Source organism: Xanthomonas prunicola (assembly GCF_002846205.1).
GTDB lineage: Bacteria > Pseudomonadota > Gammaproteobacteria > Xanthomonadales > Xanthomonadaceae > Xanthomonas > Xanthomonas prunicola.
In genome coordinates this window covers 100,297-122,403 of sequence record NZ_PHKV01000005.1, presented here as the reverse complement: position 1 = coordinate 122,403, position 22,107 = coordinate 100,297, and the positions used below count along the sequence as shown (strand labels likewise).

7 protein-coding genes are annotated in these 22,107 nt (G+C 64.1%); 1 reads left to right on the top strand and 6 read right to left on the bottom strand.

Features of this window, described 5'->3' with window-relative positions:
• The first annotated feature begins 85 nt into the window (after positions 1 to 85).
• Positions 86 to 10,279, top strand: coding sequence for an autotransporter-associated beta strand repeat-containing protein (locus XpruCFBP8353_RS15705; RefSeq protein WP_101364061.1), 10,194 nt, complete (start codon positions 86 to 88; stop codon positions 10,277 to 10,279).
• A 296-nt stretch (positions 10,280 to 10,575) separates the two neighbouring features.
• On the opposite strand, the gene XpruCFBP8353_RS15700 is transcribed toward XpruCFBP8353_RS15705, so the two are convergent.
• The 6 genes from XpruCFBP8353_RS15700 to XpruCFBP8353_RS15670 all read right to left on the bottom strand — a co-directional run bounded on the left by XpruCFBP8353_RS15700 (position 10,576) and on the right by XpruCFBP8353_RS15670 (position 21,227).
• Positions 10,576 to 11,187: a response regulator transcription factor gene (locus XpruCFBP8353_RS15700; RefSeq protein WP_101364060.1), complete on the bottom strand. Its 612-nt coding sequence runs from the start codon at positions 11,185 to 11,187 to the stop codon at positions 10,576 to 10,578.
• Entirely contained in the window at positions 11,184 to 12,206 is a 1,023-nt protein-coding gene (locus tag XpruCFBP8353_RS15695) for a sensor histidine kinase (protein WP_101364229.1), read from the bottom strand. The genes XpruCFBP8353_RS15700 and XpruCFBP8353_RS15695 overlap by 4 nt, the downstream gene beginning before the upstream one ends.
• A 118-nt stretch (positions 12,207 to 12,324) precedes the next feature.
• Positions 12,325 to 13,809, bottom strand: a complete 1,485-nt coding sequence (locus tag XpruCFBP8353_RS15690) for an efflux transporter outer membrane subunit (protein ID WP_101364059.1) — start codon at positions 13,807 to 13,809, stop codon at positions 12,325 to 12,327.
• Positions 13,806 to 16,898, bottom strand: a complete 3,093-nt coding sequence (locus XpruCFBP8353_RS15685; protein ID WP_101364058.1) for an efflux RND transporter permease subunit — start codon at positions 16,896 to 16,898, stop codon at positions 13,806 to 13,808. The genes XpruCFBP8353_RS15690 and XpruCFBP8353_RS15685 overlap by 4 nt, the downstream gene beginning before the upstream one ends.
• Positions 16,891 to 18,006, bottom strand: coding sequence for an efflux RND transporter periplasmic adaptor subunit (locus XpruCFBP8353_RS15680; RefSeq protein WP_101364057.1), 1,116 nt, complete (start codon positions 18,004 to 18,006; stop codon positions 16,891 to 16,893). The genes XpruCFBP8353_RS15685 and XpruCFBP8353_RS15680 overlap by 8 nt, the downstream gene beginning before the upstream one ends.
• A gap of 479 nt (positions 18,007 to 18,485) precedes the next feature.
• A complete protein-coding gene (locus XpruCFBP8353_RS15670) occupies positions 18,486 to 21,227 on the bottom strand; it encodes a S8 family serine peptidase (protein ID WP_101364056.1) in 2,742 nt (913 codons plus the stop codon).
• Positions 21,228 to 22,107 lie beyond the last annotated feature (880 nt).

Here is a 22,107-nt window from a genome sequence, read left to right as displayed (position 1 = left end):
AAGCTCTGCCGTTATTCCAATCCCGCCTTTGGAGGCGCGTGCATGGGCGCGCGTCGGTTTCTGCTCGGCAATCAGGGGAATTTAAATGAATCGTGCATTTGCGCTGGTCTGGAATGCTGCCATCGGCAATTGGGTGGTGACGCATGAATTGGTGCGTCGGCGTCGCAAGCCCGGCTCTACCCGGCGTGTTTTGCCGGCCCTGGTCGTCCTGGCGGTGGGGGCCGCCGCACCGGGTCTGGCCTGGGGCGCGTGCACGCCAGCCATTCCGACAGCGGGCGCGACGGTCACGTGTTCGGGTATTCCGGTCACCAGCAACAGCTTTGCCAGCAGCGCAAACAACCTGACCGTGAATATTGCGTCCGGCAGCCAAATGACCGCCGGCCTGTTGGGCGGTACCGCCATTGCCTTGAGTGGCACCAATTCCACGCTCACCAACGCCGGCACGATCGACCCCTCCGTGCTCGGGTTGCTCTCGGTGCTCAGCACCGGTGTGACCATGGGCAACGCCAGCTCTACTGCAGTGTCCGTCAACAATCTTGCCAGCGGCATGATCTACGGTACTGGCGGCTTGCTCGGCGCCAATCTGCTCAATCTCGACGGCATGGCGCTCGGGCTGACGTCGGCCAGCAACGGCACGGTGCAGCTCAACAATGCTGGCGTAATCGATAGCCGCCCGCTGGCGGGGCTGTCGATTCTGGGTGTGGACACCCCGGTGATCGCGGTAACAGGCGGCGGAGCCGTCAACGCCGTCAATACCGGCACTATCAACGGGCGGGTGGGCTTTCAGAGTTCCGCCACCGGCAATACGTTCGTCAACGCAGGCACCATCAACGGCAGTGTTTCGATGGGTGCGGGCAGCATCAATAACTTCACCGCGGTAACCGGCGGCAGCGTCAATAGCGCCGGTGGACTCGCACTCGAACTACTCGGCCCCGGCGGCTTGCTGAGCTTTGCGCAGACCGGCGTCGTGGACGGCGGCCTGGGCGGCAACAACACGCTGATCCTGCAAAATTCTGCAGGTGGTACCGGCAGCGGCAGCACCGGCACAGGGACGTTGAGTACTGCGCAGTACATCAATTTCGGTAATTTGCGCGTCAATAGCGGCACCTGGTCGGTGGGCGGCGCGAGCAACTTCGGCAACAGCGCGCTCAATGGCGGCGTGTTGCAGTTCGCCAATCCCGCGCAGTTGGGCAACACCATCACCGCCAACGGCGGCACGCTCGAAGCCACGGCTGCGGACCTGACGCTGGCACCGACCAATGGCATTGCGCTGGGCGCGGGCGGCCTGATCGTGCAGGGTAGCAATACCTTGACCGTCGGCAGCCCGATGACCGGCGCCGGTGCGTTGACCAAAACCGGCACTGGCGGACTGGCGCTGACCGGTGCCAGCACGTTTGCCGGTGGCGTCAACTTGATCAATGGCGCCTTGACGGTCGGCACCAACAATGCGTTGGGCACCGGCACCGTCACCGCATCCGGGGGCAGCGTATTGGCTGGTGCTTCGGTGAACCTGGCCAATGCATTTTCGCTGAGCAACACGGTCGGTATCGGCGGCACAAACGCCCTACGGATTGGAGGCACGATCAGTGGCACCGGAGTCCTCAACAAGGTTGGCACCGGCACGCTGACCCTGGGCGGCAGCAATACCTACAGCGGTGGCACCACTTTGGGCGCGGGAAGCGTACTGCTGGAAACCTCCGGTGCGCTCGGCACTGGCACGGTCACTGCAGCAGGTGGTTTGCTGGATAACACTGCGCCACTGTCGCTGACCAATAATTTCGCACTGACCAATACGCTGGGCCTGGGCGCCAGCGGCAACGCGCTGACCTTGAGTGGCACGCTCGCTGGCGTTGGTGGTGTCAACAAAACCGGGGCGGGCACGCTTACGCTCGGCGGACTCAATACCTACACCGGTGGCACCAACCTGGCATCGGGTACGCTGCAATTGGGTACCGCCTCCGCGCTGGGCACGGGCGCATTGAATGTCACCGGCGCATCCAGCCTGAGCACCACTACGCCGATGACGGTGGCCAATGGCATCAGCCTTGCTGCGCCGCTGAGCTTGACCGGCACACAAGCACTCACGCTCAGCGGCGCCATCAACGGTGCCGGCAGCTTGATCAAGAGCGGCACCGCCGATCTCACGCTGACCAATGCCAATGCCTACACCGGCGGCACCACGCTCAGCGCCGGGCGGTTGGTGGTCGGTTCGAATGCAGCATTGGGCACCGGCACGCTCACCGCCAGCGGTGGCGAACTCGATGCGACGGCTGCGACCACGCTGGGCAACGCGATTGCGCTGACCGGAACGATGGGCGTCGGCAGTAGCGGCAACGCGTTGAATCTCACCGGCACCATCAGCGGCGCCGGTACATTGAACAAACTCGGCACCGGTACGCTGACGCTGGGCGGCTTGAACACCTATACCGGTGGCACCAGCCTCAATGCCGGCACCTTGCAGGTGGCCAGCGGGACCGCACTGGGCACCGGTGCGTTGAATGTCACTGGCGCTGCGACCTTGCAGAATACGGCCGCCGCCACGCTAACTAATGCAGTGACGCTGAGCGCCGGCGCACTGACGCTCAACGGCGCGCAAGCGTTGACGTTGGGCGGCAGCATCAGCGGTGCCGGCAGCCTGGTTAAATCCGGCGGCGATCTCACGCTAAGCGGCAACAACACCTATAGCGGCGGCACCGCGCTCACTACCGGCAAGCTCACGGTGGGCAGCGATACCGCGCTCGGTAGCGGGACACTGGCCGCAGCGGCGGGCACCACGCTGGACACCGCCGTGGTGAGCACGCTCGCCAATGCGATTGCACTGGCAGGGCAGCTCAATGTGGGTGGCAGCAATGCGCTCACGCTCACCGGTGCCATCAGCGGCGCCGGCAGCCTGGATAAACTCGGCCCGGCCAGCCTGACCCTGACCGGCAACAACACCTATCTGGGCGGCACACGCCTGACTGCGGGCAGCCTGATTCTGGGCAGCGATAGCGCACTCGGGGCAGGCAGCCTGAGCGTGAGCGGCGGCCTGCTCGATAGCACCGCTGCACGTGTACTCGCCAACAACGTGGTATTGGATGCGGATCTGCAACTGGGTGGCAGCCAGGACCTGACCCTCAATGGAGGCATCAGCGGCGTCGGTGGCTTGATCAAGAACGGCGCTGCGGCGCTGACCCTGACTGGTGCAAACACCTTCAACGGCGGCGTGGATCTCAACGCGGGCAGTTTGTTGATCGGCAGCGGCGCTGCGTTGGGCAGCGGCGTGTTGACCGCAGCCGGCGGCACACAACTGCAGGCCACGACCGCGACCACGGTGGGTAACGATGTGGTGGTCAATGGCGCGCTGTCGTTGACCGGCAACAACGACCTGGGTCTGACCGGCACCGTGAGCGGCACCGGCAGCCTGGTCAAGCAGGGCACTGGTGCGCTCACACTCAACGGCAACAACGTCTACACCGGCGGCACGCTATTGAACGACGGCGCCCTGGTGGTGGGGAGCGATACCGCGCTGGGCAGCGGCGCACTCACCGCCGCCAACGGCACGCTGCTCAATGCCGCCACCGCAGTGACCTTGCAGAACGCGGTCACCGTGGATGGTGCGCTGACGGTCGATGGACAAAACCTCAGGCTCGATGGCGTGATCGATGGCGCCGGCAGCCTGATCAAGACCGGCACGCAAACGCTCACACTCAACGGCAACAACACCTGGGGCGGCGGGCTGCAATTGCAGAGCGGGTCGTTGCTGGTTGGCAGCGATACCGCATTGGGTGTCGGCACCCTGACCGCCGCAGGCGGTACCACATTGGATGCGAGCACCGCCGTGGCACTGGGCAACGCAGTTGCGTTGAATGGCACGCTGACATTGCCGGGAAACCAGGATATCGCGCTCAATGGCGTCATCAGCGGCATCGGTGGTCTCAACAAACAAGGCAATGCCACGTTGACACTGGGCAACGCAAATAGCTTCAGCGGCAGCGTTGCGCTGGACGCAGGGCGGCTGGTACTTGGCAACAATGACGCGCTCGGCGTGGGCGGCCTGGTGGTCGGCGGCGCGGCCGAACTGGATACCACCGCCGTGTTGGCGGTGGGCAACGACGTCTTGTTGAACGCTCCACTGACGCTGCTCGGCAGCAACGATCTGGCCTTGGATGGCACCATCAGCGGCACCGGCAGCCTGATCAAGAACGGCACCACGACGTTGTCGCTCAATGCGAGCAACAGCTACAGCGGTGGCACGAGCTTGAACGCGGGCACGATTGCGGTGGGGGCCGACAATGCACTGGGCACCGGCAGCCTGTCGGTGCTCGGCAATTCGGTATTGAGCAATGCGGTCGCCGTGGCGCTGGGCAACGATATTGCACTGAACGCTGCGCTCACCGTGGAGAACGCCGCAGACATGCTGGCCAGCGGCGCCATCAGCGGAAGCGGCGATCTGATCAAGACCGGACTCGGCACGCTGACCTTGAGCGGCAACAATAGTTACACCGGCCCGTTGGCGATCCAGGCTGGCACCGTGGTGGCAAGCACCGCTGCCTCGTTGGGCAACGCAAGCAATGTCGATGTCGCGGCAGGTGCGCTGTTGAATCTGACCAACGGTGGCTTGATCAACGCGCTCAGCGGTGCGGGCGGCGTGGATACCGATACCGGTGCCACCCTGCAACTGGGTGGCGGCGATTTTGCCGGCAGCCTGGGCGGTGGCGGTAATCTGGACAAGGTGGGTACCGGCACCGTGCGTTTGCTCGGCACCAGCGCCATCGGCGGCACCACGCAGGTCAGCGGGGGCACGCTCGATGTGGTCGGCAGCCTCGGCACCAGCGCATTGAACGTGGCCTCGGGCGGCACGCTGACCGGCACCGGCACCGCCGGTAACGTGGGCGCTGCCGTGACCGTCAGCGATGGTGGCCGGCTCGCACTGACCAGCGGTTCGTCGCTGAGTGTGGGCGCGTTGACGCTGGCACCGGGCGCGTTTGTCGATGTGGCGTTGGGTGCGCCAAGCGCAACGCGACTGCTTGAGGTCAATGGCAATCTCACCCTGGACGGCACGCTCAATATCACCGATCTCGGTGGCTTCGGCACCGGCGTGTACCGCTTGATCGACTACACCGGCGCGCTCACCAATAACGGCATGCTGATTGGCCTGTTTCCCGGCAGCGTAGACATCAGCCAGCTCGCTTTGCAGACCGCCATCAGCCAGCAACTCAATCTGGTAGTGACCGCACCGGGCAGCATCGTGCAGTTCTGGGACGGCGTGCAGACCACGGCCAATGGCACCGTCGATGGCGGCTCCGGTACCTGGGGCGCGGGCACTAACTGGACCGGCCAGGACGGCAGCGCCAACAGCACCTGGCAAGGCGATTTCGCAGTGTTTTCCGGCGCTGCAGGCACAGTCGGCGTGCAGGGCACGCAGAACATCGGGGGCCTGCAGTTCGTCACCGATGGATATCGGTTAACCGATGCCGGCGCGGGCGCACTGGCGGTGACGGGTCCGTTGACCGCCATTCGCGTGGACCCAGGTGCAACCGCCAGCATCGATATCGCCATCACCGGCCTCGGCGGGGTGCAAAAGCTCGACACCGGCACATTGGTACTGAGTGGGCCCAACACCTACACCGGCGGTACCGCACTTGGCGGCGGCAGCCTGGTGTTGGGTAGTGCGCAAGCGTTGGGCACAGGCACGCTGACCGCCGCAGCGGGCACGACACTCGACACCAATCAAGCATTGGCGGTGGGCAATGCGGTGGTGCTCGATGGTGCGTTGACCTTGCCCGGCAGCAACGACCTGGCATTGACCGGTGCGATCAGCGGTGCCGGCAGCCTGATCAAGAACGGCACCTCCACGCTCACGCTGGATGGCAGCAACAGTTACGTCGGCGGCAGCTTGTTGAACGCCGGCACGCTGGCGGTGGGCAGCACCACCGCACTCGGCGCAGGCAGCCTGTCGGTGCTGGGCACATCGACCTTGAGCAATGCGATTGCGCTGGCTCTGGGCAACAACGTCAACCTGGGCGCGAACCTGACCATCGCCAGTGCGGACGATCTGGCGTTGACCGGCGTGCTCAGTGGTGCGGGTGCGCTGACCAAGACCGGCCTGGGCACGTTGACCTTGTCTGGCAGCAATCTGTTCAGTGGCCCGGTGTCGGTGCAGAGCGGCGTGCTGGCCACCTCCGCCACAGGCACATTGGGGACGACCGCCAGCGTGGATGTCGCGGCAGGGGCAGGGCTCTCGCTCGGCAGCAATACCGCATTGAATAGCGTTACCGGCTTGGGCAATGTGGCGATCGTGGGTGGCAACACACTGCAGTTGGGCGTCAACAACGCAAGCAGCACCTTTGCAGGTTCGTTGAGCGATGCCGGCAATCTTGAAAAGGTCGGCACTGGCACGCTGCAAGTCACTGGTACCAGCGCGATCGGCGGCACCACGCAGATCACGGCAGGCACGCTGGATGTGGATGGCGCGCTGGGCAGCACCGGTGGCCTCACGGTAGGTGCTGGCGGCACGCTGAGCGGGAGCGGTGTGGTCGATGCCGCGGTGACGGTGAACGACGGTGGCCGTCTGGTGGTGACTAGCGGCTCGCTGCTGACCACCGGCAGCCTGAGCTTTGCACCCAATGCCACGCTCGATGCGTTCTTGGGAATACCCAGCCAGACAGGGGTGCTGGCGGTCAACGGCGACCTGACGTTGGACGGTACGCTCAACATCACCGACATCGGCGGTTTCGGTACCGGCGTGTACCGCTTGATCGATTACACCGGCGCGTTGACCAACAACGGCATGGGCTTCGGCACGTTGCCGGGCACGGTCGACCCCGCCCAGCTCACACTGCAGACCTCATTGGCGCAGCAGGTCAATGTGGTGCTGTTGGCATCCGGCACCAACGTGCAGTTCTGGGATGGCGCGCAGACTGTCGCCAACGGCATCGCCGATGGCGGCACCGGCGTGTGGACTGCTGGTACCACCAACTGGACCTCGATCGATGGGCTGACCAATAGCGACTGGCAGAACAGCTTTGCGGTCTTTGCCGGCACCGCGGGCAACGTGGGCGTGCAGGGCACCCAAGGCATCGTCGGCATGCAATTCATCACCGATGGCTATGTGCTCAGTGATGCAGGTGGTGGCGCATTGAGCGCCAACGCAGCGAACACCATCATCCGCGTCGACCCCGGTGCAACCGCCACCATCGATGTCGCCATCGGCGGCACCGGCACAGTGCAGAAGCTCGATACCGGCACGCTGGTGTTGAGTGGTCCCAACACTTATACCGGCGGGACTGCGCTCGGCGGCGGCAGCCTGGTGCTGGGTAATGCGCAAGCATTGGGCACGGGCACGCTGACCGCCGCAGCGGGCACCGCACTCGACACCAGTCAAGCACTGACTGTCGGCAATGCGGTGGTACTCAATGGTGCGTTGACGCTGCCCGGCAGCAACGATCTGGCATTGACCGGCGCGATCAGCGGTGCCGGCGGCTTGATCAAGAACGGCACGTCCACGCTCACGCTGAGCGGCAACAACAGCTATGTCGGCGGGACGGTACTCAGCGATGGCAATCTGGCAGTGGGCAGCAACACCGCCCTGGGTAGCGGCGTCTTGTCGGTGACCGGCGATTCGGTGCTGAGCAATCCGGTTGCCGCCGCACTGGGTAACGCGGTCACGCTGGGTGCGGCGCTCACTGTCGATAACCCGGCCGACCTCACGCTTGCCGGCAACATCGACGGTAACGGTGCGTTGATCAAGATCAACACCGGCACGCTGACCCTGGACGGCAGCAACACCTATAGCGGTGGCACCACGCTGACTGCGGGCACGTTGGTGGGCGATAGCGCAAGTCTGCAAGGCGCCATCGTGGATAACGCGACGTTGGCGTTCAACCAAGTGGCTGATGGCGTGTTCAATGGCTCGATCACCGGCACCGGCACCGTGGTCAAGGATGGCGCCGGCGCACTGCTGCTCAACGGTGCCAATGGCTACACCGGGGGCACCAGCATTGTGGCCGGCACCCTGATCGGCGACAGTGCCAGCTTGCAGGGCGATATCACCAACAACGCGGCGTTGGTGTTCAACCAGACCACCGGCGGCGTGTATGCCGGTGCAGTCAGCGGGAGTGGCTCGCTGGAAAAGACTGGCAGCGGCGTGCTGCAATTACTTGGCGCCAATACGTATACCGGTGGCACCGTCATCAGCGCCGGCAGCCTGGTCGGCAACACCACCAGCCTGCAGGGCGACGTGGTCGACAATGCGACGTTGATCTTCGATCAGGCCAGCGATGGTGCGTTTGCCGGCGTGGTCAGCGGTACCGGTAGCGTGATCAAGCAGGGTGCCGGCGCGTTGACCTTGGTGGCGCCCAACACCTACAGCGGCGGCACCACCATTGCCAGTGGCAGCCTGATCGGCACCACCGACAGCCTGCAGGGCAACATTGTCGACAACGCAGTGCTGGTGTTCGACCAGGCGACCGACGGGACCTATGCCGGCAACGTGACCGGTAGCGGTGCCTTGATCAAGGAGGGCGCTGGTGCGCTGACGCTGCAAGGTGGCAACAGCTATCTGGGCGGTACCACCATCAATGCGGGTACGTTGATCGGCAATACCGCTAGCCTGCAGGGCGACATCACCAACAACAGCACGCTGACGTTCCTGCAAAACAATGCCGGTCGCTATGCAGGCCGGTTGTTCGGGGTCGGTCGCTTCATCAAGCTGGGGACCGGCACGCTATTGCTCACCGCCAACAGCAGCACCTTCACCGGCCCGACGGAGGTCAATGCCGGCACCTTGAGTGTCGGCAACCTGGCCAACCCCGGCGCTGCGCTGGGCGGGCCGGTCACGGTGGGCCCGGGCGGCACGCTCACAGGCAGCGGCAGTATCGGCAGCCTGGTGTCGTCGGGTACGGTCGCCATCGGTGGTACCGGTGGCACCCTCAGCGTCGGCGGCAATGCCACGTTTGCATCAGGCTCGACGTTGCAGGTCACGCCCGGCGACGGCGGTGTGGTGACGCCGGTGACGGTAGGCGGCGCAGCTACCGTGGCGACCGGCACCACCCTGGAGTTGGTGCGTGCGACCGATATTCCGCTGTTTACGGAGATTCCGGTGATCAGCGCCAGCGGTGGTCTCACCGGACAGTTCACCAACGTCGTCTCCGATTACGCGTTTATCGAGCCGAATGTGAGCACCACCGCCACTGCGTTGTCGATAACGTTCGGGCGCAATACGGTGGGCATGGTGGACGCGGTAACCACCCCGAACCAGCAATCCACTGCAGCGGCCGTGGATGGCTTGCCGAACACCAGCCCGATCTATCAAGCCGTGGTGCGTTTGCCCGACGACCCGGAAGCGGTTCGCACCGCGTTTGCCTCGCTGTCGGGCGAAAGCCATGCCAGCACTGCTACCGCGCTGCTGGATAGCCGCTTCCTCAACAGCGGCATCGGCAACCATCTGCGCGGCGACAGCCAGAACTCGATGGTTGGCGACACCCTGGTGTGGATCACCGGGCGCAGCCTGCCTAACCGTGTCGATGGCGATGCCAATGCGGTGTCGGTGCGCCGCGAGGACAACGGCGTGATGGCCGGTGCGGAACGTCGCTTCGGCGAAGGCAGCGTGGTGGGCATCGCAGTGGGCAACCAGGACATCGAGAGCTGGTCGCGCGAGTGGGGCGACCGTGCCGATGTGGATGGCACCCATGCTGGCGTGTATGGACGTACCGACTGGTCTGCGTTCTCGTTGCAGGGCGCGGTGGATTACGCCAGCTACAGCGTCGACAGCACGCGCCGGGTGATGTTGCCCGACGTGTTCGAAGAACGCCTGAGCAGCAGCTACGATGCCACCGCAGTGACAGTCTCGCTGGAAGCGGCCTGGAATCTACGCACCAAGGATGCGATCTACAGCCCGTTCATTGCGGCCGATTACACCCGTCTGAAGACCGACGGTTTCACCGAGCGCGGCGGTATTGCCGCGCTGTCGGTGGACAGTGCCAGCGATACCTTCAGCACCGCCACGCTGGGTGTGCGTGGGCACTGGGGCCTCGGCCAAAAGGCGGCGTTGTATGCGTCAGCAGGCTGGCGGCATGCCTTCGGCGACCGTTCCGTGCAACGCTCGGCCGGCTTCGTCGGCACCGCCTCGGAGTTCTCGGTGCAAAGCGTCACCCTGGCCAAGAACGCTGCCATTGGCGAGTTCGGCGTGAGCCTCGTCACCTCGCCGAGCAGCCGGTTGGCACTGTCGCTGCAGGGACTCAACGGTGACGGGCAGACGGCATACGGTGGCCAGGTGACCTGGGGGGTGAGTTTCTGAGTCTTGGCTTGCCGCATGCCTGAAACTGAGAAACGCCCCGGCATGCCGGGGCGTTTCCTTTGCGTGTTCTTCTATGTGCGTCGCGCGAGTCGTAAGGCGTTCACCTGAGCATTCGTGTGCATTGCTGCGATCAGATCAGCCCATGGCATGCCTGCATTCATTGGCGCGCTGCCTGCGTGTCGCGTCATTGGAGCTTTGCAGTTACAAACTGCTCAAACCATAGCTGCGAGCGCCATCAACCCATGGCGCATGCGCGCAACCCAGCACGCATACCAATACCGGTAGCGCAACGCGCATCACAGCCCGATGCGTTCCGCCAGACGCACCAGCTCGGCCAGCGAGCCGGCCTGCATCTTGCGCATGGCCTGCCCACGCCGCACTTTTACGGTGATCTCGCTGAGGTGCAAGCGCGCGGCCACCTGTTTGTTCAACAGGCCTTGCACCACCAGTCGCGTCACATCCTGCTCGCCGCTGCTCAGCGACTCCCAACGCGCACGCAGCTCCGCCGCGACCGCATCGCTCTGGCGGCGCACGCAGTCGCGGCGGATACCGTCCTGAATTGCATCCAGCAGGGCTTGATCACGGAACGGTTTGGTCAGGAATTCGATCGCGCCATTCTTCATCGCTTCCACGCTCATCGCGATATCGCCATGGCCAGTGATGAAGATCGTTGGCAGTGCGAAGCCGGATTCGACCATGCGTCGATGAAACTCCATTCCGCTCTGGCCCGGCATACGGATGTCCAGTACCAGACAGGCGGGCGCGTCCTGCAGCCGATGCGCAAGGAATTCATCGGTGGAACCAAACGTGCAGACCTGCAGCCCGACCGAGGCGAACAGATCTTCCAGTGCGGCGCGCATCGAGGCGTCGTCGTCGATGAGATACACCACAGGAGCCATCTCGCTCATTGCCTGCGCTCCGCTGCGACCAAGGGCAAACGCAGGCCGAAGCGCGCACCGCGCATGCCGGCCGGCTCCGCCCAGATCTGCCCGCCGTTGGCTTCCATGATGGTGCGGCTGATGCTCAAGCCAATGCCCATGCCATCGTCCTTGGTGCTCCAGAATGCTTCGAAGACATGCGCCAGTGCATCCTCGGACAGACCCGGGCCGGTATCATCGATGCACAGGCATGCCCACGCACCATCGATATGCGAGCGCACGTGGATGCTGCGCGCCTCATCCGGCAGTGTGGCCAGTGCCTCCACCGCGTTGAGCAACAGATTGCCGATGACCTGCTGAATCTGCACGCCATCGGCCAGCACCGCAGGCAGGGCAGGGTCCAGTTCCAGCGACAACGCGATGCCATGGCGCTCGGTTTCGCCCCGGGTGAGCGCAATCATGTCGAGCACCGTGCGGTTCAAATCCAGCGGCTGGCGTTGACTCGCTTCGCCACGCGCCAGCGCACGCATGCGCGCAATGATTGCGCTGGCGCGGCCAGCGTCGGCGAGCATGCGCTCCAGTGCGGCATCGGCCTTGGCCAGGTTCGGCGGCTGCTGCGCCAACCAGCGTTGGCAGGCGTTGCCGCTGGTCACAATGGCGGCCAACGGTTGATTGACTTCGTGCGCGATCGACGCGGCCAACCCGCCCATGCTGCCGCTGCGGGTCAGCCGCAACAGCCGTGCCTGCGCGGCATGTGCACTGGCTTTGGCCGCTTCCATCTGCACCGCCAGGTAAGTGGTGACCGCAACCACCACCGCGCTGATGCAGGAGTTGATCACCCCCACGCGGTAACTGCCGGCCGGCGTGAGATGGAAGCTGAGCACGATCAGTGCCAGGCAGGTAGCCGCCAGGGCCACGACGCCCGCGCGCGTGAGCAGGCGCACCGACAGCAGCACCACCAGCGTGTAGAACAAGGCCGCAGCCACCGCGTAATCGGTGAAGGTGTCGGCGACGAAGATCGCCGCCATGCCGGCCACCAGGCCGACCATGCCGAGCAGATCGGTACGGGTGGGCGGCGAGCGGAATAGAGAGGTCATGCGCATGGCGGCGATTGTCTCAGCTGGCGGCGCCGCCGTTACACAACCGGCGCTGGATACAGTGCTTGATTCATGGAGCCGCAGGCCCGGGCGTCTGCGCCGGTGGCGACCACCACGGACCGCCACCCAGGGCCTGATACAGCGCCACGGTGTCGGTGTAGCGCGCGGCTTGTGCCTGCACCGTGGCCGCCTGCGCGCTTTGGTAGGCCTGCTGTGCCTGCAACAGATCGGCCATCCCCACCGCGCCCACCGCCCGCTGACGCTGCACGACCGACAGCGTGCGCTCCGCCAGCACCTGCGCATCGGCAGAGGCACGCAGACTCTGTGCGTCGCTCTGCAGCGCAGTGAGCGCATTAGAAACCTCGCCAAACGCGTTCAACACCACGCTGCGGTATTGCGCCATGGCCTGCGCGTAGCCGGCTTCGGCCGCCCGTTGCTGATGCGCAAGCGCACCGCCATGGAACAGCGGCTGCAGCAGGCTGCCTGCCACGGACCATTGCGTATTACCGGCCGCGAACATGTGCCCGAAACTGGCCGCAGAACCGCCGCTGGCCGCACTTAAGGTAATGGATGGCAAGCGCGCTGCGGCCGCCACGCCGATCAGCGCGCTGGCAGCATGTGCTTGCGCTTGGGCGGCGCGGATATCCGGACGGCGGTCGACCAACCGCGAGGGCAGCGATAACGGCAGTTGCGCCGGAAGCTGCAGCGTCTCCAGCGTAAATGCCTCACCTACCGCGTCGCTAGGCAATTGCCCGCCTAGAATCGCGAGCAGGGTGCGTTGTTGTTCCAGCTGTTTTTGCAGCGCCGGGACTGCGGCCTGCGCCTGCGCCAGCGCAGTGCGTTGGGCCAGCACCTGCGCGGTCCCGATGGCGCCAAGGGTCTGCTGGCGTTCGGTGAGCGTGCACAGCTGTGCGGCGACGGCGACCTGCGCGCGCGCAGCATCGAGTTGCGCGCGCACGGCCGCTTCGCCAATGGCCGCGTTGACCACATTGGCGGTGAGGCTCAGATACGCCGCATCGCGCTGATCGCGCTGCGCCTGTGCCTGCGCGCCGGCCGCTTCCACTTGCCGCCGCGTGCCGCCAAACACGTCCAGCGTATAACTCACGGTGAGCTGTGCGGTGCGTAGCGCGTACGGCGTGTCGATGCCGGCATCTGGCGCGGGCACTACCGAGTCGCGTTGCCGGCTGGCATCCACATGCAGATCCGCTTGCGGCAGCCAGGCACCGCGTTGCGCGGCAAGCGTTTGTTGCGCCTGCCGCAGCGCCGCGTCGGCGGCCTGCAGATCCGGGTTGGCACGCAATGCACGCTCCACCACAGTATTCAGTTGCGAAGAGCCGAAGGCGCGCCACCAGGCGGCCGGCACATCCTGTCCCGGCTCGAACTGTTGCGCACCGCCATGCGCCGCGTCGGCGGCTGCGGTCGTTGCCGGTAACGCGTCGGCGGTGTAGCGGTGGGTCGCAGGGGGAGCGGGGCGCTGAAAGTCCGGTCCCACTGCGCAGGCGGCGAGCGACACCGCCACTGCACTCGCGAGCAATGCGTTGCGAAGGTGTGTCATGCGGTTGTCTCCTTGCGGCCCTGACGCGTTGTGACGAAGGCTTCCATCAGGTAGTACAGCGATGGCAACAACACCAGCGTAAGTACCGTAGCGGTGACCAACCCACCAACCACCACCGTGGCCAACGGGCGTTGCACATCGCTGCCCAGGCCGGTGGCGAGCATCGCCGGTGTCAGGCCCAGCGCTGCCACCGTGGCGGTCATCAGTACCGGACGCATGCGGCTAACGGCGCCAGCCACCACCGCCTCGCGCAAAGACATGCCGGCGTCCTGCCGCAATCGGTTGATCTGCGCCAGCATCAGCACCGCGTTCAATACCGCCACGCCGAACAAGGCGATGAAGCCCACCGCGCTGGAGACATTGAGCGTCATCCCGCGCAGGTGCAGTGCGGCCAGCCCGCCGATCATCGCAAGCGGCACGGCGGCCAGCACCAATGTCGGCTGGCGCAGGTTGCCGAACGCGCCGAACAGCAGCACGAACATGATGCACAAGGTGGTCGGCAGCACCACCAGCAAGCGTGCCTGAGCACGCTGCAGGTTTTCGAACTGGCCACCCCACACCAACTGCATATGCTGCGGATCGACCCGCACTTGCCGCGCGAGTGTGGCCTGCGCATCGCTGAGAAAACTGGAAAGATCGCGGCCGCGCACGTTGAGCCGCACGATGATGTTGCGCCGTCCCATCTCGCGCACGATCACGCTCTGGCCGCTGGTGGTCGTGATGCTTGCCACCGCCGATAGCGGTATCTCAGCACCGGTAGCGGTGCGCAAACGCAACGCGCCGATGGCCCGAGGATCGTTGCGATACCGTTGCGGAAAGCGCACGGTGAGGTCGTAACTCTTCTCGCCGATATACATCTGGCCGATCGGGCTGCCGCCGATGCCGGTGGAAATCAGATCCGACACATCGGCCGCATTGATACCGTAGCGCGCCGCCGCCTCGCGGTCGAAGCGCACCTGCAGGTTGGGCAGGGGCGGCTCTACATCCACGGCGATATCCGCAGCGCCAGGCACCTTGTGCAAGACGGCGGCCACCTGTTCGGCAACGCCACGCACCTGCTGCAGATCGTCGCCGAACACCTTGACGGTCAGATCGCTGTGCGCGCCGGAGAGCTTGTCCTGCACGCCGTCGATCATCGGCTGCATCATGCTGACCGTATAGCCGGGCATCTGCGCATAACGCGCGCCAAGCGCAGCGATCAGTCTCTGCTTGTCCATGCCCGATGGCCATTGTTTGTACGCACGCAAGCCGACGCTCGCTTCGATATGCGACGGGGTCCAGTAGTCGGTGCCATCGTCATTGCGCCCGGTCTGGGTCACCACGTACGACACCTCGGGAAATTCCAGCGTGGCCTTGCGCAAGGCGTTGGCCATGGTGGCTGCCTTGTCCAGGGTGATGCCCGGCGGCATCTGCACCTGCAGCCATAGCGAGCCTTCATCGATGTAGGGCAAGAAGTCCCGGCCGATGCTGCCACCCAACACAGCCAGCACGCACAAGGCCAGCGCCGCACAGGCCAGCAACCAACCGCGTCGGCCAACGCTACGCTCCAGCAACGCGCGGTAGCGCTGTCCCAGTGCCTCCAGTACGCGGTTGTGCATCATCTTGCGCGGCTTGCGGAACGCCAGCCACGCCAGGGCGGGAATCAACATCAATGCCACCAGCAGCGCACCGATCAAGGCTGCGCCCACTGCGTAGGCCATCGGCGAAAACAGCTTGTATTCGATGCGTTCGAACGCGAGCAGCGGCAGATACGCACAGCCGATGACTGCCATGCCGAAGAAGATCGGCCGCGCCACATGCAAGGTGGCGTCGATCGCATCGCGCGCAGTCAACGCACGCTCGCTGTTTTCCTCGCGCAGGCGCAGGACATTTTCTACCAGCACCACCGCGCCATCGACCAGGATGCCGAAATCGATCGCGCCCAAGGACAGCAGATTGGCAGGAATCTTGAGGTGGTGCATGAAGATGAAGGCGATCAACAACGACAGCGGGATGGTCAGCGACACGATCGCCGCCGCGCGCGGGCTGCCCAGGAAGATCAATAGCACCACGCACACCAGCAGCATGCCTTCGGTGAGCGTGGCGCTCACCGTGTGCAGCGTGGCGTCGATCAACGCAGTGCGATCCAGGTAGGGCACCACCTTGACGTCCTTGGGCAACACGCTGTTGTTGAGCTCCTCCACGGCGCTGTGGATGCCTTGCAACGCCACCGACGGATTGCTGTCCTTGAGCAGCAACGCGATGCCTTCGATCGTGTCCGGATTGCTGTCCTTGCCCAGAATGCCGCGCCGCTCCACATTGTCGTAGCGCACCTCGCCCAGATCCTTGACCAGGACAGGCACGCCATTGGTGCTGCTCACCACCACATTGCCGATGTCCTGCAACGAGTGCAGCAGGCCGATGCCGCGGATCACGTAACTCTGTTCGCCGCGATCCATCACGCTGCCGCCGCCATCGGCGTTGTTGCTGGTGATGGCGCTCTTGACCTGCTGCAACGACACCCCGTAGCGGGTCAAGCGATCCGGCTCCAGCGCCAACGAGAACTGCGTGGTGAGGCCGCCGAAGTTGGTGACATCGGCCACGCCTTGGACCTTCTGCAGGTGCGGAATCACTGTCCAGAATTGCAGGTCCGATAGCTCGCGCAGGCTGCGTGTCTTCGATTCAAGCGTATAGCGATAAATCTCGCCGGTGGGTGAGGTATACGGGTCCAGCCCGGGAATAGCGCCATAGGGCAGGGTGACCGCCTGTATGCGTTCCAGCACGCGCTGACGCGCGAAATACCCTTCCGTGCCGTCATCGAAGACCAATGTAATCAACGAGAGAGCGAATAGACTGCGCGAGCGCAAGACATGCAGGCCTGGCGTGCCCATCAATGCACGTTCCAGCGGCACAGTGATCTGCTGTTCTACTTCCTCCGCACCCAGGCCCGGTATCTGCGTGACCACCTGCGAGGTGACATCGGCGATATCTGGATAGGCTTCCACCGGCAACTGCGTCCAGCTCCATGAGCCGTATAACGCAATGAGTAAAAAGACCAGCCAGACGATGCCGCGACGCTGAAAGCAGGTGGTGATGATCGACTCAATCATTGAGCAAGGCTCCGTCCTGGATCACCACACGTTCGCCTGCCTTTAAGCCTGACAGGACTTCGGTGTACCCATCCAAAGCGCGGCCTGTCGCCACGATGCGCGAGCGATAGACGAACGGTGCGGTTTCGATAAACACCCGCGTATACAGTCCCATCTGCAGCAGCGCGCTGTCGGGAACCATCAACGCCTGCTGTGGGCGTGCTTGAAACTGGGCGCGCGCAAACATGCCTGGCTTGAGCAGGCCATCGCGGTTATTCAAGGCCACCCTGACTTTCAACGTGCGGGTGGCGGGATCGAGCAAATCGTCCAGGTGTTGCACCTGGCCAGTAAAGCGTTGGCCTGGGTAGGCATCCAAGCTGGCAGTGACCGGCTGCCCTTCGAAGACCTGGCCAATCTCGCGTTCCGGCACGCTGGCGGTCAGCCAGACCTGCGAGATATCGGCCACCGTCATCAGTGGCGCTGACGTGTCATTCCAAAAGCCGCCCAACGCGGCGCTCAGGTCCACCACGCGGCCGGCAATGGGCGCACGCAATACAAAGCGCCGATGCGAGGTTGCTTGTGCGGCCACACCCAGCTGGGCCAGACGATCGCTGGCCGCACGCGCATCGTTCTGCGCGCTGTCAAAGACCTGCTGTGCCGCTTGCAGATCGCGTGCTGCTGCAATGCTGTCTACCGCCAGCGCCTGCTGGCGAGCAAGTTCCAGACGTGCTTGTTGCAGCGTTGCGCGCGCCTTGCCGGCATCGCTATAGGCACTGGCAAGTTCGGCCGAATCGAGCACGCACAGCACATCGCCTGCACGCACGGTGTCGCCCAGGGTCTTGGGCAATGCGACCACGCGCCCGGCCAATGGCGGCACGACACGCACCAGCCGCTCGGGCAACACGTCGATCACCGCTGGCATCTCCACCATCGGGGCGATGCGCTGACTGCGCACTGCCTGCATGCGCAGGCTGGAACGCAACGGTGAGTGCGCCGGCACGCTCACCTGCGTGTTGGTGTGGATGAGCAACGGCGAGGGAGCCGCCGGTGGCGGGGTGGCACCGCAGCCAGCAAGCAGGCTGCCGACGCAGGCAGCTGCCAGCGTAGAACGCAGGAAGAGGGACGACATGCTGTGACTCGAGCGGGGTAGGGGGAAGGCGTTGCACACGCGGGCAGCAACCCGCGAAAGCGGGCAGCGCTTGCATTGGCGATGCAGACACGCTCGCTGCCGGCAGCGGCGTACGACGGCATCGCCTGGTGCCCATGGCGCATCGCCACAGGGATGTAGTTGCGCGCCTGCCATCGGGGTCGGCGCAGTGACGACGCGTGCTGCAGCCACGTCGATGGCGTGCATGGTGCCAGCCGTTAGCGCCTGAAACCAGAGGTTTTCAGGCGTTTTCGGTAGTCCATGGACATCGCATCGATATACCTTCGTATCGTATGCGCGCAGCCGGTACGCAAGACGCCGTGTCAGCCAAGGCGTTCCACAGTTGTGCAGTCGCATGAGGCCATCAACGAGAAGGCCCCGGACATGCCGGGGCCTTTCTTTTATCTGTCACACAACAGCGTGCATGACAGCATCATCCGCGTAGGCTGCAGCGGCTGCGATCAGAACTGCCAGCGCAGACCGACGTTCGCATTGATGCTGTTGGCGTCCGAACGACCGCGTTCGGCGCCCACGTTACCGTAGATGGAGAACGCATCGTTGAGCTGGTAACGCACGCCAGCCGAAGCGCGCAGCGACTGCTTGGACACCGGCTCGCCGGCAACATTGAAACGCGCTTCCGGCAAGCCGGTGAACCAGGCGGAGAAGTCGGAATTCGGATTGCCCAGCAGCGAGCGATATGCCACCAGACCATCGAAGCCCCACTTGCCGTGTTCCAGATGACCGCGTACGCCCACCTCGCCATAACCTGCGCGCATCGTGTCGCTATGCGCGCTCAACCCCAGGCCGGTCACCGACGCTTCGCTGAAGGCATCCTGGGTCTGGCTCACCACGCCGGCGGCCACGAACGGCGACAACCCGGCATGCGGCATCAGGCCGACTTCCGCACGCGCCGACCAGTTGGTGTCGTGGCGACGGTCCTGCAAGCGCTCGCCGATGCTGCCGGCCTGCACATTGCGTTCGGTCTCGACGTTGCTCATGCCGTACGATCCGATCGCCGACAGATACGCCTGGCCAATCGGCTGGTACAGGTAGGCGGTCATCGCATACCGATCCGAGCGCAGACGGCTCGACGAGGCTGCGATGTGCGCACGGTCCTGACCGGAGGTCAGGGCCGCACCGACGATGGTACCGACGTTGCCCATCGGCAGATCCACGCCGAAGGTGGTCGCCTGCTGGGTGTAATCGGCCGAATCAAAACCGCTGCGGCTCAGATCGCCGTCCAGATAGCTGCCCTGCATCCAGGTGGTCAGCGTGGTGGTATCAGCCAGATAGGGCAGGCGGTCGGCAGCCACACGTGCATCGTTGAGCGCGGACTGGAAGCCCAGCGTGCGCTCGATGCCGTGCACCTGGCCGGCCAGGGTCGGCAGCGATGCGGCAACCTGCGCATCGGACGCTGCAATCAGCGAACCGGTGGCGCTGATCAGGCCACCCAGATTGTCGGTGTCGCCCGAAGCAACCCGCGTGTCCAGCACCTTGACCAAGGAGTCGACCTGATTTGCACCATTGACCACCGATTGCGGCGCACCGGCCGCCTGTGCGCTAGCGGCGGAAGCGTTGCGGGTCAGAGTCGCGGTGACGGTGGTCGGATCGTAGGACAGCGTCGCGTTCCAGAAGAAATTATTGGCGTACTGCACGCGGTCGAACGTGCCTTGCCGGACGCCGGCCTTGACGATCTTTTCGGTGCTGCCCACGGTGTAGCCGGCCGCTTCCGGCAGCAACAGCAGAGTGCCCTTCAAGCTGGCCTGGCCAGTGACGGTGAGACCCTTGCCCAGTTCGATGGCGGTGGTGCCGGTCGAATTGACCAGGCTGTAGTTGCCGTTGATGACACCGCCGCGCGCTTCGAAGGTGGCCGAGTTAGCCACTAAAAGATCCGAACGCAGGCTGCCGGTGAGCGACAACACGCCATCGAGAATGGTGGTGCCGCCGGTGTAGGTGTTGGTGCCACTCAGGGTGAGCTTGCCGGGGCCGTTCTTGGTCAGGCTGCCCACACCGGAGATGTCGTTGCTGAAAGTGCTGTCGTAACCAGAGGTGACGTAGGCCGCCCAGTTGCTTGCGAACTGGCCCGGACCCTTGATCGCCTTGGCGGCGTTGACCAGGCCCCAGCCGTACAGCGCGTCAACGCCCGGGTCGCCCAGGTCGGTGGCGGTGGTCAGCAAGGTTTGTTGCAGGTTGGAGGCGCTCATCCATGGATACACGCCCAGCACCTGTGCGGCGACACCGCTGACCGCAGCGGTGGAGAACGAGGTGCCGGCAATCTGACCGCCCAATTCGGTGCCGGCCAGGGCCGGAACGGTGTAGCTGCCCGGCGCGACCAGGCACCACTGCGCAGCGGCACCGCAGTGATTGGAATAGCTGGTCAAGCCGGCAGCATTGCCGGCACTGTCGATATTGATTGCGCCAACGGCCAGCCAGTTGTTGCGCACGCTGGCCTCCTGCACCGGCGTTGCGGCCGGGTAGGAGGCTTCCGCCGCGCCTTCGTTACCGGTGGAGGCCACGATCAACGCGTCGGCCTGCACCAACGGGGTCAGTGCATATTTCCAGGCCAGTGCAGCGTTGGCGCTGGCGGCGGCATCCGGATAGGAGGCACCGATGGAGAGGTTGGCGATGCGCACGCCAGCGGCGGCCAGATCCACCGCGGCGCGGCGGGTCTGCTGCGTGCCGCAGGAGTTTTCTGCGCAGATGCGCGCATAGAACAGGTCTGCATCCGGTGCAACGCCACCGGCAAAGCCGTCCTGCGCGGAGCCCAGCACCAGCGCAGACACAATCGTGCCGTGTCCGCGCAAGGCATTGGCAGACGACTCGGGCGTGCCCGGGCTGGCGGTGTAATCGTTGAAGCTGTCGACCTTGCCGCTGATCGGCGTGTAGCTCGGCACCAGGTTGTCGTCCAGCACTGCCAGCTTCACGCCCATGCCTTTGGCACCGGCCTGCTGGGCCAGATCCGCATTGGTCGGCACCAGCAGATTGCTGCCAACGCCTTGATAGCGGGCAGGCGCAGGTGTCGGAACCGGCGCGGTCTTGGGCAGCGGATCGGACGTGGTGCCCGGGGTGGTCGGCGCAGGTGCCGGCGCAATCACCGTACTCTGCGGGGGATCACTGCGGACGTTGCCGCCACCGCCACCGCCGCCACAGGCGGTCAGGACAAGACAGGAGGCGATGGTGGTTGCAAGTAGCGAGCGATTCATAAGCGTGGTCGATTCCGTTGTAGGCGCGCCGCTACTGCCGATTCTGAAATTTGGCGCAGAAGGTCCCAGCGCTGGTGGTCACCAACGAAGGCGTTTAATTTCACGTGTTATTCACTTCAAACTGCAGCAGTCCGTCCCCTCGGACGTGTGCTGCCGGAGCACTCGGCAAATACGCTGATGCACTCGCCGTGTGCTTGCGGTTTGTTTAACGGCGCTAGCCATTAACTCTAAAGTCTGAATGGACAGTTGCTATTCAGAGAAAAAGATCGTGCGATGGGCAACGCCGATTCGCTCCATGGCGATATCGGATTAAAAAGGCGGTTAGCAGATCAAGACGCAAAAAAATGTCAAACCGAACGCAACAATAATCCGTCACATTTCGCGGAGGGCAAAAATCCTAAATGCGATGAAGAGCGCGAGTAATCAGGGAATCATGTCAAAGATGTGGGTAAATTCCTCACACCGTGTAGCGAATTCAACCGGAAGTTAGGCACTCTAACGGACTCTGCTGTACGCAGCGGAATTTTGAATAACTTGCATGCGACGGTGGTTTAAGCTGTTATAACGAAAATTGTCTTCCGATGTCATTGCAATAAGAACGCCCCTTCGCAACGTCGAGCGACCTCGTCCGATTGTGCGAAATTCGACGTCAAAATGCGTCAATTGCACAATCGGTTGGATCAAAAATGAATGATTTGAATAATTTAGTTTATTTTTGGAGGATCTTTTAAAAGTTACCGTCTTCGGGGGCGCCCATGATGATCTGGGCGTTATTCAATTATCCGATCTTGCGACCCTGGTGGGTTTCTTGGGCCAGTTCGAGGGGGAGGGCGGTGCGGACAAGCTTTTCGCATCGCCAGCGTTCGAAGCCTGCAGAGGT

Bases quoted from the DNA above. Each gene is read 5' to 3' on its own strand.
- XpruCFBP8353_RS15705 (WP_101364061.1), top strand. From the start codon at position 86: ATGAATCGTGCATTTGCGCTGGTCTGGAATGCTGCCATCGGCAATTGG.
- XpruCFBP8353_RS15700 (WP_101364060.1), bottom strand. From the start codon at position 11,187: ATGAGCGAGATGGCTCCTGTGGTGTATCTCATCGACGACGACGCCTCG.
- XpruCFBP8353_RS15695 (WP_101364229.1), bottom strand. From the start codon at position 12,206: ATGGTCGGCCTGGTGGCCGGCATGGCGGCGATCTTCGTCGCCGACACC.
- XpruCFBP8353_RS15690 (WP_101364059.1), bottom strand. From the start codon at position 13,809: ATGACACACCTTCGCAACGCATTGCTCGCGAGTGCAGTGGCGGTGTCG.
- XpruCFBP8353_RS15685 (WP_101364058.1), bottom strand. From the start codon at position 16,898: ATGATTGAGTCGATCATCACCACCTGCTTTCAGCGTCGCGGCATCGTC.
- XpruCFBP8353_RS15680 (WP_101364057.1), bottom strand. From the start codon at position 18,006: ATGTCGTCCCTCTTCCTGCGTTCTACGCTGGCAGCTGCCTGCGTCGGC.
- XpruCFBP8353_RS15670 (WP_101364056.1), bottom strand. From the start codon at position 21,227: ATGAATCGCTCGCTACTTGCAACCACCATCGCCTCCTGTCTTGTCCTG.